Source organism: Streptomyces sp. NPDC020801 (genome assembly GCF_044334385.1).
GTDB lineage: Bacteria > Actinomycetota > Actinomycetes > Streptomycetales > Streptomycetaceae > Streptomyces.
In genome coordinates this window covers 1-14,700 of the sequence record NZ_JBIRST010000046.1, presented here as the reverse complement: position 1 = coordinate 14,700, position 14,700 = coordinate 1, and the positions used below count along the sequence as shown (strand labels likewise).

The window sequence follows — 14,700 nt, the reverse complement described above, 5'->3', positions numbered from 1 at the left end:
CCTGGCAACCGCAGCAGTACGCCCGAGTGCGGCGGGCCGCGCGTGCCCCACGACCCCGGCCCACCCACACACCCCGGGCGCCCCCTGCACCCGGCCAAAGGCACCCCCGCCCCCGCCCCAGCCCCCACAACACAGTCCCAGGCACTGCCCGCACCCCGCCGGAGGCACTCGCACCCCCAGGCGCCACGGCACCCCCGCCGGAGCAGCCGCTCAACACCGCAGGCCAACCGCTCAACCACCGGAGCCGCCGCCACACCACCGGAGACCAACCGCTCCCCACCAAAGGAGCCGCGCAACCCCCGCAGACCAACCGCTCAACCACCGCAGACCAACCACTCAACCACCGCAGACCAACCGCTCAACCCCCGGCGGCCAACGCCCCCCGCCGTGGCGCGATCCCCGCAGGCACCGCCCTCGCCCGCGCCGGCGTCCCCGTCCAGCACGTACCCCGACGCGCCAGCAGCCGCCGCAGCCACACCTCCAGGGACACCAGGTCCGCCAGGCCGTCCAGCGGCAGCGCCTCCCCCTCCGCCGCCGCGCGCAGGGCCTTCCGGACCACCCGCGCCTCCACCAGCCCCGCCTCCGCAAGCAGCGGCGTCGCGAACAGGTCGATCAGCTCGTCCACGGCCACCCGCAGGCCCGTGCGGGCCGCCACCGCAGCCGGCGCGTGCGAGGTCGCGCCCCACCCGGGCGGCAACTCCCCCACTCCGGCCCCCTCCAGGACCGTACGCAGAATCGCCGCCCGCGCCCCGGGCTGCACCCGCAACGCCTCGGGAAGAGCCCGGCACGCCCGTACGACCTGGTTGTCGAGGAACGGCGCGTGCAGCCGCTGCGAGCGGATCTCGGCGGCCTGCTCCAGTACGCGCAGATCCGCCGCGTGCCGTGCCAGTGCCGCACGCGCGCGATAGTCGCCCGGCCGCTGCCCCGGTCCGGCCACCCCCGCGCGGCCCGTCGCCCGTTGCAGGCGAACCGATACTTCGGCCAGTGCCTCCCCGGTCAGCCACCGGGCCGCGGGCCCGGGTCTGGCCCAGGCCAGCGCCGCCAGCGAGGCCCCCACCGCGCCTCCGGGCTCGTCGAACCGCCGGTGCAGCAGCCGCTCGGCGAGGACCTCCAGTCCCGCACGGTACGGCGTCCGCGCCAGCCGCCGCGCCGCGCCGTACACGCGCGCGGGGACCATCACCGACCCGTCGGCCCTGGCCAGCGCGGCGACCGGACGCACCAGATGCCTCCGCTTGCGGTCCATCAGCAGGTCCGCCAGCCGCGCCGGATGAGCGTCGAGCACCTGCCGCGCCCCGTACCCGGTGAAGTGGTCGGCGCTCCCGGAGGCCAGGCGCGCCCGGTGCCGCGCCGCCGTCACCAGCGAGGGCCCGGGCTCGTCCGTCAGTGGGCCCTCCAGATCGGCGTACGGCAGGAACTCCTCACCGCCCGTCACCACCACGTGGTGCAGCCGCGGATTCGCCGCCAGCGACCCGGCCCGCTCCAGCTCGGCCTCCCGCCCCCCGACGGCGAGGTCGTTGAAGGTGACGGCCAGGAGCCGCTCGCCGGCGCCCGTACCGTGACCGAGCAGCGTGCCCGGCATTCCCGGCAGCCCCGCCGCCAGCAGCGCGAGGGTCCCCGAGGCGGGTCCTCCGGACAGGTCCGCGCCGATGCCCGGCACCGGCATCCCGCGGGCCGCACGCCGCTCGGCGGGGCCCATGCCGGGCACCGGACCGGGGTCGATGTCGGGCACGTGCCGGGGCGCGGACAGCCGGGCGCGGACGGCGTCGACCAGCGCGTCCCGCACCGCGTCGACGGCGCTGTCCGGGTCCGCCGCGGGAGCCGCCACCGCCAGTGAGGCGACCTGCTCGTACCCGGCGACCTCTCGCGCACCCGCGCGCAGGATCAGCGCATGCCCGGGCGGAATGCGCCGTACGCCGTCGTACGGCGTGGAGTCGTGCAGCGCGGCCGGTACGTCGGGGGCGGCGAGCAGGGCGGCCAGGTGCCCGAAGTCGAGGTTGGCCTCGATGAGGTCGGCCAGCGGCAGCGCGGCCGTCGCATAGGCCGTACCGCCGGCCCAGGGGGTGTGGAACACCGGGCGGGCGCCCGCGAGATCGCCGCATACGGTGATGCGCCGGCCCACCTGGACGACGGCCGTGTAGCTGCCGGACCAGGCGGTCAGATGCCGCAGCGCGCCCCCGCGCGCGGCGAGCAGACCCACCCGCAGCTGGTCGTCGGAGGCGCCGCAGGTGCCGAGCACGGCGATCCTGGTCTGTGCGTCGGCCGTCACCAGCCGGACCTCGTCCGGCCGCCAGTCGCCGACCGCCCACAGCGGATCGGGGTCGCCCCACAGGAGCTGGGAGCCCACCGGATGCACGGTCTCGCCGTCGTACCCGGTGGCGCCCGCGGAGCCGGTCCCGGCGGCTCCCGTGGCGGTGCTGCTCCAACCCACCAACCACCGCATCGACGCCTCCACGGACTGTGGACAACCAGTGCACCGCATGAACCGGGTCACCATGCTGCCACGAAGGAAGCGCGCCGGAGGGGAGGCGGAGCCGCCTTCGATCCGCCGCGCGCGCCCCCGCGCGCCTGCTGGAGAGGTGGCGAACGCCCTTACCGGGCACGGCCGCTGCGACGCGAATGCGCCCCCTGATGCGCTCCCTCAACACCCTTCGCGCCGTCAAGTGCCATGGTGAGGGCCGCAATCGGCGGCCAGAAGTGGGGTCGGTTTTCGGCCAAATCGGCGCCGGAGGAACGGGCGTGCCCACGCTCCGTACACGCTCCGCGCGCCACATGGGCAACGCACAGTCCGGGAGGCGGAGTTCGCCTCCCGGACCGGTCCGCCGCCCGCGGGGATGAAGGCGGCGGTGTCCCCCAGCCCACTGGATCCAGTACAGCGGGCCGACCCACGCACCACCATGGAATCGCTCCCCCGGTGGCCGGAGAAGAGCGCACGGACGGGCGCACGGCCACACAACAGGGGCACGCCGCAACCCTGCGTGCAGGGGGCCGTACTCCCGTGCGGGCCACAATCCCGCCATCCGGAAGAATGCCCCTTAACGCTTGGGATGCGGCGAACTACGCTGGGTTTACGAATGCCGCGTGGTTATGCCAGCGCGGCAGCCGTCTGTGTCGAGGGGTGGCGCATGTCCAGGGAGCAACGCGGGCCGAACGAAAAGCTCGGCGCCGTTCTCGCCCTCGCGGGAATCAGCAATGCAGGACTCGCGCGACGCGTCAACGACCTTGGCGCCCAACGCGGGTTGACTCTTCGCTACGACAAGACGTCGGTGGCACGCTGGGTTTCGAAGGGGATGGTTCCGCAGGGTGCGGCGCCACACCTCATCGCGGCCGCCATCGGCCAGAAGCTCGGCCGCCCGGTGCCGCTCCACGAGATCGGCCTGGCGGACGCGGATCCCGCACCCGAGGTGGGCCTCGCCTTCCCCAGGGACGTCGGCCAGGCGGTGAGGTCGGCGACGGAGCTGTACCGGCTCGACCTCGCCGGCCGCCGGGCCGGCGCCGGCGGCATCTGGCAGTCGCTCGCCGGTTCGTTCGCAGTGAGCGCATACGCAACGCCCGCCTCCCGATGGCTGATAACCCCGGCCGACAGTTCGGTGGCGCGCGAGGCGGGAGGGGCGGAGGGCTCCGGCGCACCGATCAAAGTCGGCCACAGCGATGTGCAGAAGCTGCGGGAGGCCGCTGAGGACGCCAGGCGCTGGGACTCCAAGTACGGAGGCGGCGACTGGCGTTCGTCGATGGTGCCGGAGTGCTTGAGGGTCGAGGCCGCACCGCTGCTGCTCGGCTCCTATTCCGACGAGGTCGGCCGGGCCCTGTTCGGCGCGAGCGCCGAACTCACCCGCCTGGCAGGGTGGATGGCCTTCGACACCGGCCAGCAGGAGGCCGCGCAGCGCTACTACATCCAGGCGCTGCGCCTGGCCCGCGCGGCTGCGGACGTCCCCCTGGGGGGCTACGTCCTGGCCTCGATGTCCCTCCAGGCGACCTACCGCGGCTTCGGCGACGAGGGCGTCGATCTCGCGCAGGCCGCCCTGGAGCGCAACCGCGGCCTGGCCACCGCCCGCACCATGAGCTTCTTCCGCCTGGTCGAGGCACGCGCGCACGCGCGCGCCGGTGACGCCCAGGCGGCCGGCGCGGCCCTGAAGGCGGCCGAGGGCTGGCTGGAGCGCTCCCGGGAGGGCGACAACGACCCGACCTGGCTCGGCTTCTACGGCTACGACCGGTTCGCCGCCGACGCCGCCGAGTGCTACCGCGACCTGAAGGCACCGCGCCAGGTCCGCCGCTTCACCGAGCAGGCCCTGTCGAAGCCCACGGAGGAGTTCGTGCGCTCGCACGGCCTCCGGCTCGTCGTCTCGGCGGTCGCCGAACTGGAGTCGGGGAACCTGGACGCGGCCTGCGAGCAGGGGGTGCGGGCGGTGGAGGTCGCCGGGCGCATCTCGTCCGCGCGCACCACGGAGTACGTCAAGGATCTCCTCCACCGGCTCGAGCCCTACGGCGACGAGCCCCGTGTGGTCGAGCTCCGGGAGCGCGCGCGCCCACTGCTGATGGCCCCGGCCTGAGCCGCCCCGCCCAGGGCGGACCCCGGCGAGGGCCGAGCAGAACCCCGTCCCCGGGGGCCCGCGGGCAGCCGGCCGGCCGGGGCCGGCCGGGCGCGGCCATCCACGGGGCCGCGCGGTACGCAACCGGTTCGGCCCCGGCCGGTCACGGAGCGGCCCGGCCGGCCGACCGGCCACGGAACGGTTCCGCGCGCCCAGGCCGCACCTCCCACGTGCCCCGGCGGCCGCCGGCATGAGCCCGGCCGGGCCGGGCCCCCGGACACACCGGCCTGCGCCGGACCGGCACGCCCAGTCGACTCACGGCCGACCGCGCGTTCAGGCCGGGGAGCCCCGGCCGGTGCCGGTTTGAAGCGGTTGTCAGTGGTGCAGTGCACTATCGAAGCGGGAGGTGGAGCGGATGCGGCCGGAGATCGCTTACGACTGTGACGTGCTGGTGATCGGAGGCGGGATCGTCGGCCTGTCGACGGCGTACGCGATCACGCGCGCCGCGCCGGGCACCCGCGTGACCGTGCTGGAGAAGGAACCGGGCCCGGCGCGGCACCAGACGGGACGCAACAGCGGTGTGATCCACAGCGGGATCTACTACCGCCCGGGCTCCCTGAAGGCGCGGTACGCGGTGCGGGGCGCCGCGGAGATGGTCAAGTTCTGCGCGGAGTACGGCATCGCGCACTCCGTCACGGGCAAGCTGATCGTCGCCACCGGGCGGGCGGAGCTGCCCCGGCTGCACGCCCTGGTCCAGCGCGGCCGGGAGAACGGCATTCCGGTGCGGGAGCTGGGCGCCGCCCAGATCGCGGAGTACGAGCCGGAGGTGCGCGGACTGGCCGCGATCCACGTGGGGACGACGGGGATCTGCGACTTCGTGGGCGTGGCCCGGCAGCTGGCCGAGGCCTCGGGCGCGGAGATCCGGTACGGGGCGCGGGTCGTCCGGGTGGACCGGCGGCCGGAGCTGGGGGTGGCCGTCCTCACCGCGCGCGGCGACGTCGTACGCGCACGAGTGCTGGTCAACTGCGCCGGACTGCACTGCGACGAGGTGGCCCGGCTGACCGGGGACGAACCGGAGGTACGGATCGTGCCGTTCCGGGGTGAGTACTACGAGCTGGCGCGGCCGGAGCTGGTGCGGGGGCTGGTGTATCCGGTGCCGGACCCGGCGTTCCCGTTCCTCGGCGTGCATCTCACGCGCGGGACGGACGGTGGCGTGCACGTCGGGCCCAACGCGGTGCCCGCGCTCGCCCGGGAGGGGTACCGATGGGGGGTCGTACGGCCCCGGGAGCTGGCGGCGACGCTGAGCTGGCCGGGGTCGTGGCGGATCGCGCGGCGGCACTGGCGGTACGGGGCCGGGGAGCTGCGGCGGTCGGTGTCCAGGGCGGCGTTCACGCGCGCGGTGCGCAGGCTGATGCCCGAGGTGCGGGAAGAGGACCTGGTGCCGGCGGCCGCGGGGGTGCGGGCGCAGGCGGTGCTGCGGGACGGGACGCTGGTGGACGACTTCCTGATCCGTGAGGGGGTGCGGGCCGTGCATGTGCTCAACGCGCCCTCGCCCGCGGCCACCGCCTCACTGCCCATCGGGCGGGAGGTGGCGCGTCGGGCGCTGGCCGTGCTGGCATCGGCGTGAGGGTGCCCGGCGCCGCTGCCGCCGTCGCGGTCCGGGGCCCGCTGCACCCCTGCCCGTCCCGTCCCCGAGGGTTGCCGCCCCGTAAAATCGACCTCACTGTGTCTGACTCCCTGAACACCCCCGAAGCTCCCGGATCCCCGCGCCCCGCCCCCGGTGAGCAGCCCCGTCACATCCCCGGCGAGTCCGTGCGGCACACCCGGGCCAAGGGGGAGCCGCGGTTTCCCGACGGGCCCAAGGCCGATCCCGCCGGGTCGCACTTCGAGCGGCGGATCCGCAGCTTCCAGCCGCGGCGCAGCCGGGTGACCGCGGGGCAGGCGGACGCGCTGCAGCGGCTGTGGCCCAAGTGGGGACTGGACATCGACGGGCAGCGGGTGATCGACCTCACCGAGCTGTTCGGGAACACCGGGCCGGTGGTGCTGGAGATCGGGTTCGGGATGGGCGAGGCCACCGCGCAGATGGCGGCCGCCGACCCGGACACCAACGTCCTCGCCGTCGACGTGCACACCCCCGGCCAGGGCAACCTGCTGAGCCTGGCCGACCGCAACGGCCTGACCAACGTCCGGGTCGGCAACGGCGACGCCATCATCCTGCTGCGCGAGATGCTGGCCCCCGACTCCCTCGACGGGCTGCGCGTCTACTTCCCCGACCCCTGGCCCAAGAAGAGGCACCACAAGCGGCGGCTGATCCAGCCGGAGTTCCTGACGCTGGCCGCCGCCCGGCTCAGGCCCGGGGCGATCGTGCACTGCGCGACCGACTGGGAGCCGTACGCCGAACAGATGCTCGAAGTGCTGACCGCACACCCGGACTTCGAGAACACCCAGCCCCACGGCGGTTTCGCGCCCCGCCCCGCGTTCCGGCCGCTGACCCGTTTCGAGGGCCAGGGACTGGACAAGGGACATGAGGTGAACGATCTGCTCTTCCGTCGCGTACAGCACGAGGACCGACTGCAGGAGCAGCAGACAGACCAGCCCCCCGCCGAGCGCCGAGACCGCGGCTGACGAGCCCCGAACCCCCAGCGCGACAAGGCCCCGTCGCGGGCGGCGCCCTCCCCCGTTAGGGTCAATGCCGTGGCCACCTGTCCCCCGTACCCGACGCAACCCAGCGGTCCCCCCGGCGGCGGCGACGGCCGGCCGCGGCACGCGCACTGGTGGCAGAAGCGATGGGTGCGGTACGGCGCCCTCACCACCCTGCTGACGCTCTCCGGGCTCGTCATCCTCGCCCTGGTGCGCCGGCAGACCGGCACGGAGGGCTTTCTGGTCGGGCTGGGCCTGGCCGTCCTGCCCGTACCGCTGCTGATGGCCGCCTTCCGCTGGCTGGACCGGGTCGAGCCCGGCCCCTGGCGGAACATGCTCTTCGCCTTCGCCTGGGGCGCCTGTGCGGCGGCCCTGATAGCGATCGTCGCCAACAGCTTCGCCACCCACTGGATAGCCACGGCGACTGCCGATCCCTCCAGCGCGGACACCCTTGGCGCGACCGTGATAGCGCCGGTCGTGGAGGAGTCCGCCAAGGCCGCCGCCGTCCTGCTGATCTTCCTCTTCCGCAGACGCGACTTCACCGGCATCGTCGACGGTGTGGTCATCGCCGGGGTCACCGCCACCGGCTTCGCGTTCACCGAGAACATCCTCTATCTCGGCACCGCCTTCGGCACCGACCAGCTCAGCGGCGGCCGGGGGATCGCCTCCGTCACCGCGGCGACCTTCTTCGTGCGCGTCATCATGTCGCCGTTCGCGCACCCGCTGTTCACCGTCCTCACCGGCATCGGCTTCGGCGCCGCCGCGCTGTCCGCGGACCGCCAGCACCTGCGGCGGATCCTTCTGCCACTGGCCGGACTTCTGCTCGCGATGGGCATGCACGCGTTCTGGAACGGCTCCTCGAACTTCGGCCAGTACGGCTTCTTCGCGGTCTACGGAGCCTTCATGGTGCCCGCGTTCGGGCTGCTGACCTGGCTGGTCATCTGGACGCGCCAGCGCGAGCTGCGGACCGTGCGCGAGGAGCTGCCCGCCTACGCCGCCGCCGGCTGGCTGACGCCGGCCGAACCGTTCGCCCTGGGCTCCATGCGGGCGCGCAGGCTGGCCCGCGAGTACGCGGGACGGCACCTGGGCAAACCGGCCGCGCGGACGGTCTCCCAGTACGAGGCGTACGCCACCTCCCTGGCGTTCCTGCGGCACCGGGGGAACCGGGGCCGGGCCGGCGCCGACTTCGTCGTACGGGAGCAGGAGCTGCTGCACGAGCTGTGGCGCAGGCGGGAGGCGGCGCAGCCCGCGCTGGACCACGCGGCGCGGATGACGGCGCCGCCGGTGCGGGTCGCCCCGCAGCCGTGGCCGGTGCACGGGGACTACGGGTCATACGGCGTCCACGGGGCGTACGGGGTGCACGGGGTGTACGGCCACCCGGCGGCGCTTCAGCCCCAGTACAACCCGCACCCCGAACACAACCCGCACCCACCGCACCCGCCGCACCCCGAACACAACCCATACCAGCCGCACCAGCCGCACCAGCCGCACCCCGAACACAACCCGTACCAGCCGCACCCCCACAACCGGTACCAGTCGTAGCCGGGAGCCAGCCGGCGGGCCAGCGGGTCTAAGGGCCGACGGGCCTAAGGGCCCACGGGCAGGGCAGGGACCGGCGCGGCGGCCGCGCCGAGGACCGGACCGGCGGTCAGGCGGAAGCCTGCGTCAGCTTCCCGAGTTCCTCCTCCGTCAGCCGCAGCTCCGCCACGCCCAGCAGCGCCGGAAGCTGGTCGACCGTCCGCGCCGAGGCGATCGGGGCGGCCACCGTCGGCTGGGCCGCGAGCCAGGCCAGGGCGACCGTGGCGACCTCGGTGCCGTGGGCGAGGGCGACCTCGTCCAGGGCGGCGAGCACCTTCTGGCCGCGCTCGGTCTCCAGGTGCTTGGCGGCGCCCTGGGCCCGCGCGCTGTCCACCGTGGCACCCGGCCGGTACTTGCCCGTCAGGAAGCCTGAGGCGAGTGCGAAGTACGGCACGGCGGCCAGGCCGGCCCGCTCGGCGAGGTCCCGCAGCTCGCCCTCGTAGGTGTCGCGCGAGACGAGGTTGTAGTGCGGCTGGAGTGCCACGTACCGGGCCAGGCCCTCGCGCTCGGAGAAGTCCAGGGACGCCGCCAGGCGCTCGGCAGAGATGTTGGAGGCGGCGATGTGCCGCACCTTGCCCGCCTTCACCAGTTCGTCGAGCGCGCCGACGATCTCCTCGACCGGCACTTCCGGTTTGTCGAAGTGGGTGTAGTACAGGTCGATGTGGTCGGTGCCCAGACGCCGGAGAGAGGCGTCGGCGGCGGCCCTGATGTTGGCGGCGGTCAGCCCCTGGTAGTCGGGGTGCTGGCTGACCTTGGTGGCGATGACGACATCGGAGCGGTTGCCGCGCGCCTTCAGCCACTCGCCGATGATCGTCTCGGACTCGCCGCCCCGATTGCCCTCCACCCACGCGGAGTAGGAGTCGGCGGTGTCGACGAAGTTGCCGCCGGCGGCCCTGTAGGCGTCGAGGACGGCGAAGGACTGCGCCTGGTCGGCGGTCCAGCCGAAGACGTTGCCGCCGAGGGCGAGCGGGAAGACCTCGAGATCGGACGTGCCCAGCTTGCGTGGAGAAGTCATGTGCAACATCAACAACCGTGCCGGAGCGGCCCATTCCGGGAGCGCCGCATCCGGCCGCAAAGGTTGCGCAAACAGACGTGGGTCAGGTGGGCAACAGGCAGGGAGCAGGAACAGGCGTCAGGGGTTGAGGCCCTTGCTGCGCAGCCACGTCATCGGGTCGATGGCGGTGGCCTGGCCGTTCGGGTGGACCTCCAGGTGCACATGCGGGCCGGTGACGTTGCCCGTCGCGCCCACGCGGCCGATGACCTCGCCCGTCGTCACCTTCTGACCGACGCTGACGCTGATCGAGGACTGGTGGCAGAACCACAACTCGGTGCCGTCGTCGAGGGTGAGGATCGTGCGGTAGCCGTAGGCGCCGGCCCAGCCGGCCTCGGTGATGGTGCCGCTGTGGATCGCCTTGATCAGGGTGCCGGTGGGCGCGGCGAAGTCGAGGCCGGTGTGGTAGCCGGAGGACCACATGGAGCCGGGCTGCCCGAAGGTGCCGGTGATCGTGTACGAGGAGGTGGGCAGCGTGTACTGCTTGGCCAGCTCGGCCAGCTTCGCGGCCTCGGCCGCCTTCCTGGCCTCCTCGTCCGCCTTCTTCTTCGCGGCGGCGGCCTTGGCCTCGGCCTCCTGCTTGGCCTTGGCGGCAGCCTCGTCGGCCTGCTTGGCGGCGGCGGCCTCGGCGGCCGCCTCGGCCTTGGTGTCGAGCTGGGCCTGCTGCCGCTCGGCCTGGGCCATGATGCGGTTGCGCAGCGCCTCGCCCGCGTCGGAGGTGCCGCGGGCGGTGTCGGTGGAGGTGACGCCGACGGTGCTGAGCGCCTTCGCGGAGCCCTTCGGGGTGTCCTGGGAGTCGTGCGAGTCGTCGAACAGGGAGCCGACGGAGGGCAGGTCCGGCAGGGAGATCGACACCGGCGGCTTGCCGGTGTTGGCGCTGGCCATGCCGCCCGCGCCGACGGCGGCTATGACGCCGACGCCGAGAACGGTGGAGCTGCGGGCGAGCCCGCCGCCACGCTGCTTGCTGACGCGATGCCGGCCACGCACGGAGCGGACGGAGTCCTCGGTGGGGTTCCACTCCTCCCAGGGGCCCTCGTCGGCGCGTCGGCCTCCGTAGCCGAAGGTCTCGGTCCGCTGACTCGGCACGAACGGGGCTTCTGGGGCAGGCGGGTTGGACGCCACGCGGGCGTACTCCTTTCCTTCCGTGTCGCCTACCGGGTTAGCTGACGGGTTCGGAACGGGAAGGTCTCCTACGGGCGTGAACCATCCGTGTCGCCACGGTGGATTACGCCCGATTCACCCCAAGTTGGTGGTTCCCCGGTTCCCTTGCGGGATTCGGCGTGTGCGCACGGAGCCGCCTCTTGTGACGGCTGGGACGACCGCGCTGCGTTATCGAACGTTAATAGACGCGAGGCTCCGATTCCAAGACGTTCGGCTTGATCATTAAACCTTTTTGGCCAGGACTTACGGTCCACGAGCGGCGAAAACCGGGCGAGTTGACAAGAGTTCAGTAGCGCCGGGAGGTGTCACCTGCACACACGGCGGGGCGGCATTCGGTGATGGTGTGTCAGTTGTTATGCGCACCGACACCGTTCGGTCACCGCTCGTCACCATGGTCAAGGCCGTCGCACGGCAAGCGGCACCATGGCGGGGTGTGACGAGGAACACGTGCACCGGGACCTGCTCGATGGCGTCGAAGGCCTGCGTCGCAGGGTTACGGCCGGGCAAAACACTCAGGGCCGGAATCCGTTGATCGGATTCCGGCCCTGAGCCTTCAGTAGCGGGGACAGGATTTGAACCTGCGACCTCTGGGTTATGAGCCCAGCGAGCTACCGAGCTGCTCCACCCCGCGTCGTTGTGACTCCAGTGTACGTCATCTGCGGGGCAGGTTGCGCACACATTGGCCGCGGGCCCGCTCAGCCCAGCAGATGCCGGTTCGGCGCCTTGGCCCGCTCCTCGAGTTCCGGCACCACGACCACCTCGGCGCCCCCGGCCGTCAGCAGCCCGGTCCCGTCGGCCGCCTCGACGAACGTGTCCGGCTCCCGCCAGGCCGTGACCACCCGCCGTACCCCCGCGTCGAGAATCAGCCGGGCGCACGGGCGCGGGCGGGAGGCGCGTCGGGCGCACGGCTCCAGGCTGCTGTACACCGTGGCGCCAGTCAGCCGCGGATCCGCCGGGCCGACCTTGGCAAGCGCCGCCTCCTCCGCGTGCACGACGGGATCACCGGCCTCCCGCGAGTACCCGCGCGCGAGCTCGGTCCCGTCGGCGGCGACCACCACCGCTCCCACGCTGAACGCGGTCGGCGACGGCGGGCACTGCTCCGCCAACCGGCAGGCGACACGGAGCCAGTGCCGGTCGGCGGGGGCAGCGAGGCCGCCGGTACCGGGAGCCGTCGGCTCGTAGCGCATGAGGACGACGTCCCCGATGGCCCGGGTCTCCACCAGACGCAGCCGCCCACCCTGGTAGGCGCCCGGCCCGAACAGCCGCGGCGCCTCGGGGTCCCCCACGAACAACGGGGCCAGCACCAGCTGCACCTCGTCCACGAGTTGCTGCTGGAGCAACTGGGTGTGGACGGTCCCGCCGCCCTCCACCATGAGCCGTCGTACACCGCGCACGTCGTGCAGGTGCTCGAGCAGCAGCCGCCAGTCGAGCTCGGCGCCCAACGGCACGACGTCGGCGCCGATACCGGTCGCGTGCAGCCGCCGCGCCCCCTTGTCGGTCGTGTAGAGGACCTTGTCCCCGCCCGTGTGCCAGAAGAGCGCGTCCGGGTCCAGCTCGCCGGAGGCACTGACCGTGACCTTCAGCGGGTACTCCGGCCTTCCGCCGGCGAGCCGGGCGGCTCGCCGCTCCGGCGAGTTCACCAGCAGCCGGGGGTTGTCGGCGCGGAGGGTGCCGGCGCCGACCAGGATCGCGTCGGCGGACGCCCGTACCTCGTCGACCCGGTCGAAGTCGGCGGGGCCGGAGAGCAGCAGGCGCTCGGGGCCGGTGTCGTCCAGAAAGCCGTCGAGGGAGACGGCGGCGGACAGCAGGACGTACGGACGGGGCATCGGCGCACTCTCTCTCGGAGGCGGACGGGCCCGGTCACTCGGGTGGACCGGGCGACTTGGTTCAAGTTTGAAACAAACCTACACTGATGGCATGACGACCCGCTGGCTCACCCCCGAGGAGCAGCGCGCCTGGCGCGCCTACATCGCCGCCACCCTTCTCCTGGAGGACGCGCTCGACCGGCAGCTCCAGCAGGAGGCCGGCATGCCGCACATGTACTACTCCATCCTGTCGGCCCTCTCCGAGACGCCGGACCACAGGCTGCGCATGACCGATCTCGCCGAACGGCTGAAGATCACGCGCAGCAGGCTGACCTACGCGGTCTCGCGCCTGGAGAAGGACGCTCTGGTCCGGCGCGAGGACTGCCCGTCCGACAAGAGGGGCAGCATCGCGGTCCTGACGGCGGAGGGCATGTCGGTCCTGGAACGTGCGGCGCCGGGCCATGTGGAGACCGTACGCGAGTACGTGTTCGACCGGCTCACTCCGGAACAGGTGGGCCAACTGGAGGAGATCTGCACCCGGATCGGCCGGGGCCTGCAGGGCGAGGACTCCGGATGCCCGCCGGGCGAGGTGCCGTGGCGCCGGCGCTCCTCACCCTGTGCGTGAGCCACACCATACGGCCCGAGCCGCAGCACACCCTGTTGCTTCAAATTTAAAGCATGGGTTAGGATCCCGTCCCGAGGCTGTGTTTCAAAACTGAAGCACAGATTCCCACCGGACCGTGAGGACCCGCATGCCCGACACCCCTGCCGCCACGCCGCGCGCCCGCGTCCGGGTCCCGCTGCGCTTCCACGACGGCTACAGCGTCGACGCCGAACTGGTCACCTTCCACGGCCTGGCCGACGGTCAGGAACACGTGGCGATCATCCTCGGCGACCCCGGCTCCGCTCCCGCTCCCGCTCCCACTCCCGGCTCGGCTCCCGCTCCCGCTCCCACTCCCGGCTCGGCTCCCGCCTCCGGCTCACGCCCCGGCCCGGCCGTCCCGCTGGTCCGTCTGCACTCCGAATGCCTGACCGGCGACGTCCTCGGCTCCGCCCGCTGCGACTGCGGCCCGCAGTTGCGCGAGGCGGTCGAACGCATCGCCGGCCGCGGCGGCGTCCTGCTCTACCTGCGCCAGGAGGGCCGCGGCATCGGCCTCTACAACAAGCTCGACGCCTACGCCCTCCAGGACCAGGGCCTGGACACCTACGAGGCGAACGCGGCCCTCGGCCTGCCCGAGGACGCCCGCGACTACACGGCGGCCGCCCAGATGCTGAAGGCCCTGGGCATCACGGCCCTGGACCTGCTCTCCAACAACCCCGACAAGGCCGAACAGCTGCGCACCCTGGGCATCGACGTCCGCGACCGCGTCCCGACCGGGGTGTTCACCACGGCCCACAACGTCCGTTACCTCCGCGCGAAGGTCCTCCAGACCCAGCACACCCTCGCACTGGGCGAACTGACGGAACTGAACGCGGGCTGAGCCCCGCCGCCCCCGTAACGGCGAATCGGCGCCCCTCCCGTCCGGGAACCACCGGGTTCAGAGCCTGTGCGGTGCGCACTCGTCCAGGGTGCTGGGCCGTGACGACCTGGCCGGCGAGCCCGCGCAGGACGGGGACGAGGGCAGCCGCGTGCTGGTTGCGGGTGGGCCGGGCGGGGTGGTTGAGGAAGGGTCGCGCAGCGAGGTGGCCAGATCCCGCAGGCGGGCGGCCACGGCGTCGAAGGCGTCCGTGATCTGGCGCGCGGGGTCGCCGCTGGTGCGGAGGGGCAGCGGGCTCCTCGGCGGCGGACGGTCGGTGCGGTGGAGAAGGCCGAATGCTGTGCCGGGGGCGGCGGTGTGCCCGGGGTAGGTGCGGCGGTCGGTCATCGGTCCCCCAGCGTCTCGGCGAGGGCGCGGTAGAGGAGGGCGGTGGAGGTGGCGCCCGGGTCCTGGTGGCCGAT

Annotated in this window: 11 protein-coding genes, 1 tRNA gene and 1 riboswitch; of the genes, 6 read left to right on the top strand and 6 right to left on the bottom strand. The window is 73.1% G+C overall.

The genetic code is table 11. From position 1 onward, the window contains the following. Positions 1-358 precede the first annotated feature (358 nt). Positions 359-2,440, bottom strand: coding sequence for an asparagine synthase-related protein (locus tag ACH4UM_RS40840; RefSeq protein WP_398191444.1), 2,082 nt, complete (start codon positions 2,438-2,440; stop codon positions 359-361). Between the two features lie 682 nt (positions 2,441-3,122). Between ACH4UM_RS40840 and ACH4UM_RS40835 the strand changes: the two genes are divergently transcribed. From ACH4UM_RS40835 to ACH4UM_RS40820, 4 genes are all read left to right on the top strand, one after another. Further along, the gene (locus ACH4UM_RS40835) at positions 3,123-4,547 is read left to right on the top strand and encodes an MFS transporter (RefSeq protein WP_398191441.1); all 1,425 of its coding nucleotides are present in this window, start codon (positions 3,123-3,125) and stop codon (positions 4,545-4,547) included. A 394-nt stretch (positions 4,548-4,941) separates the two neighbouring features. Next, complete coding sequence (lhgO, locus tag ACH4UM_RS40830) at positions 4,942-6,153, top strand: L-2-hydroxyglutarate oxidase (protein WP_398191438.1); 1,212 nt, start codon at positions 4,942-4,944, stop codon at positions 6,151-6,153. Between the two features lie 98 nt (positions 6,154-6,251). Continuing rightward, a complete protein-coding gene (gene trmB / locus ACH4UM_RS40825) occupies positions 6,252-7,151 on the top strand; it encodes a tRNA (guanosine(46)-N7)-methyltransferase TrmB (protein WP_398191435.1) in 900 nt (299 codons plus the stop codon). A 69-nt stretch (positions 7,152-7,220) separates the two neighbouring features. Further along, entirely contained in the window at positions 7,221-8,708 is a 1,488-nt protein-coding gene (locus ACH4UM_RS40820; protein WP_398191433.1) for a PrsW family intramembrane metalloprotease, read from the top strand. A gap of 106 nt (positions 8,709-8,814) precedes the next feature. Here ACH4UM_RS40820 and ACH4UM_RS40815 read toward each other — a convergent pair whose 3' ends face one another. From ACH4UM_RS40815 to ACH4UM_RS40800, 4 genes are all read right to left on the bottom strand, one after another. Further along, positions 8,815-9,759, bottom strand: a complete 945-nt coding sequence (locus tag ACH4UM_RS40815) for an aldo/keto reductase (RefSeq protein ID WP_398191430.1) — start codon at positions 9,757-9,759, stop codon at positions 8,815-8,817. A gap of 117 nt (positions 9,760-9,876) precedes the next feature. Further along, positions 9,877-10,917, bottom strand: coding sequence for a M23 family metallopeptidase (locus ACH4UM_RS40810; RefSeq protein ID WP_398191427.1), 1,041 nt, complete (start codon positions 10,915-10,917; stop codon positions 9,877-9,879). An 11-nt stretch (positions 10,918-10,928) separates the two neighbouring features. Continuing rightward, positions 10,929-11,086: riboswitch (cyclic di-AMP (ydaO/yuaA leader) on the bottom strand. Positions 11,087-11,513: 427 nt separating this feature from the next. Beyond that, positions 11,514-11,587 (bottom strand) — tRNA-Met (locus ACH4UM_RS40805). A 64-nt stretch (positions 11,588-11,651) separates the two neighbouring features. Then, positions 11,652-12,782 (bottom strand): dihydrofolate reductase family protein, encoded by a 1,131-nt coding sequence (locus ACH4UM_RS40800; RefSeq protein ID WP_398191424.1) that lies wholly within the window; start codon positions 12,780-12,782, stop codon positions 11,652-11,654. 91 nt (positions 12,783-12,873) lie between these two features. Between ACH4UM_RS40800 and ACH4UM_RS40795 the strand changes: the two genes are divergently transcribed. Together ACH4UM_RS40795 and ribA are read left to right on the top strand one after the other, a co-directional pair. Next, the gene (locus ACH4UM_RS40795) at positions 12,874-13,386 is read left to right on the top strand and encodes a MarR family winged helix-turn-helix transcriptional regulator (RefSeq protein ID WP_398191421.1); all 513 of its coding nucleotides are present in this window, start codon (positions 12,874-12,876) and stop codon (positions 13,384-13,386) included. Between the two features lie 127 nt (positions 13,387-13,513). Next, a complete protein-coding gene (ribA, locus tag ACH4UM_RS40790; protein ID WP_398191418.1) occupies positions 13,514-14,242 on the top strand; it encodes a GTP cyclohydrolase II in 729 nt (242 codons plus the stop codon). Between the two features lie 57 nt (positions 14,243-14,299). Here ribA and ACH4UM_RS40785 read toward each other — a convergent pair whose 3' ends face one another. Next, positions 14,300-14,626 (bottom strand): hypothetical protein, encoded by a 327-nt coding sequence (locus tag ACH4UM_RS40785; protein ID WP_398191415.1) that lies wholly within the window; start codon positions 14,624-14,626, stop codon positions 14,300-14,302. Positions 14,627-14,700 lie beyond the last annotated feature (74 nt).

What these genes read in the sequence shown, in the direction of transcription:
- ACH4UM_RS40800 (WP_398191424.1), bottom strand. Translation starts at nt 12,782, where the DNA reads ATGCCCCGTCCGTACGTCCTGCTGTCCGCCGCCGTCTCCCTCGACGGC.
- ribA (WP_398191418.1), top strand. Translation starts at nt 13,514, where the DNA reads ATGCCCGACACCCCTGCCGCCACGCCGCGCGCCCGCGTCCGGGTCCCG.
- ACH4UM_RS40840 (WP_398191444.1), bottom strand. Translation starts at nt 2,440, where the DNA reads ATGCGGTGGTTGGTGGGTTGGAGCAGCACCGCCACGGGAGCCGCCGGG.
- ACH4UM_RS40815 (WP_398191430.1), bottom strand. Translation starts at nt 9,759, where the DNA reads ATGACTTCTCCACGCAAGCTGGGCACGTCCGATCTCGAGGTCTTCCCG.
- lhgO (WP_398191438.1), top strand. Translation starts at nt 4,942, where the DNA reads ATGCGGCCGGAGATCGCTTACGACTGTGACGTGCTGGTGATCGGAGGC.
- ACH4UM_RS40795 (WP_398191421.1), top strand. Translation starts at nt 12,874, where the DNA reads ATGACGACCCGCTGGCTCACCCCCGAGGAGCAGCGCGCCTGGCGCGCC.
- ACH4UM_RS40835 (WP_398191441.1), top strand. Translation starts at nt 3,123, where the DNA reads ATGTCCAGGGAGCAACGCGGGCCGAACGAAAAGCTCGGCGCCGTTCTC.
- ACH4UM_RS40785 (WP_398191415.1), bottom strand. Translation starts at nt 14,626, where the DNA reads ATGACCGACCGCCGCACCTACCCCGGGCACACCGCCGCCCCCGGCACA.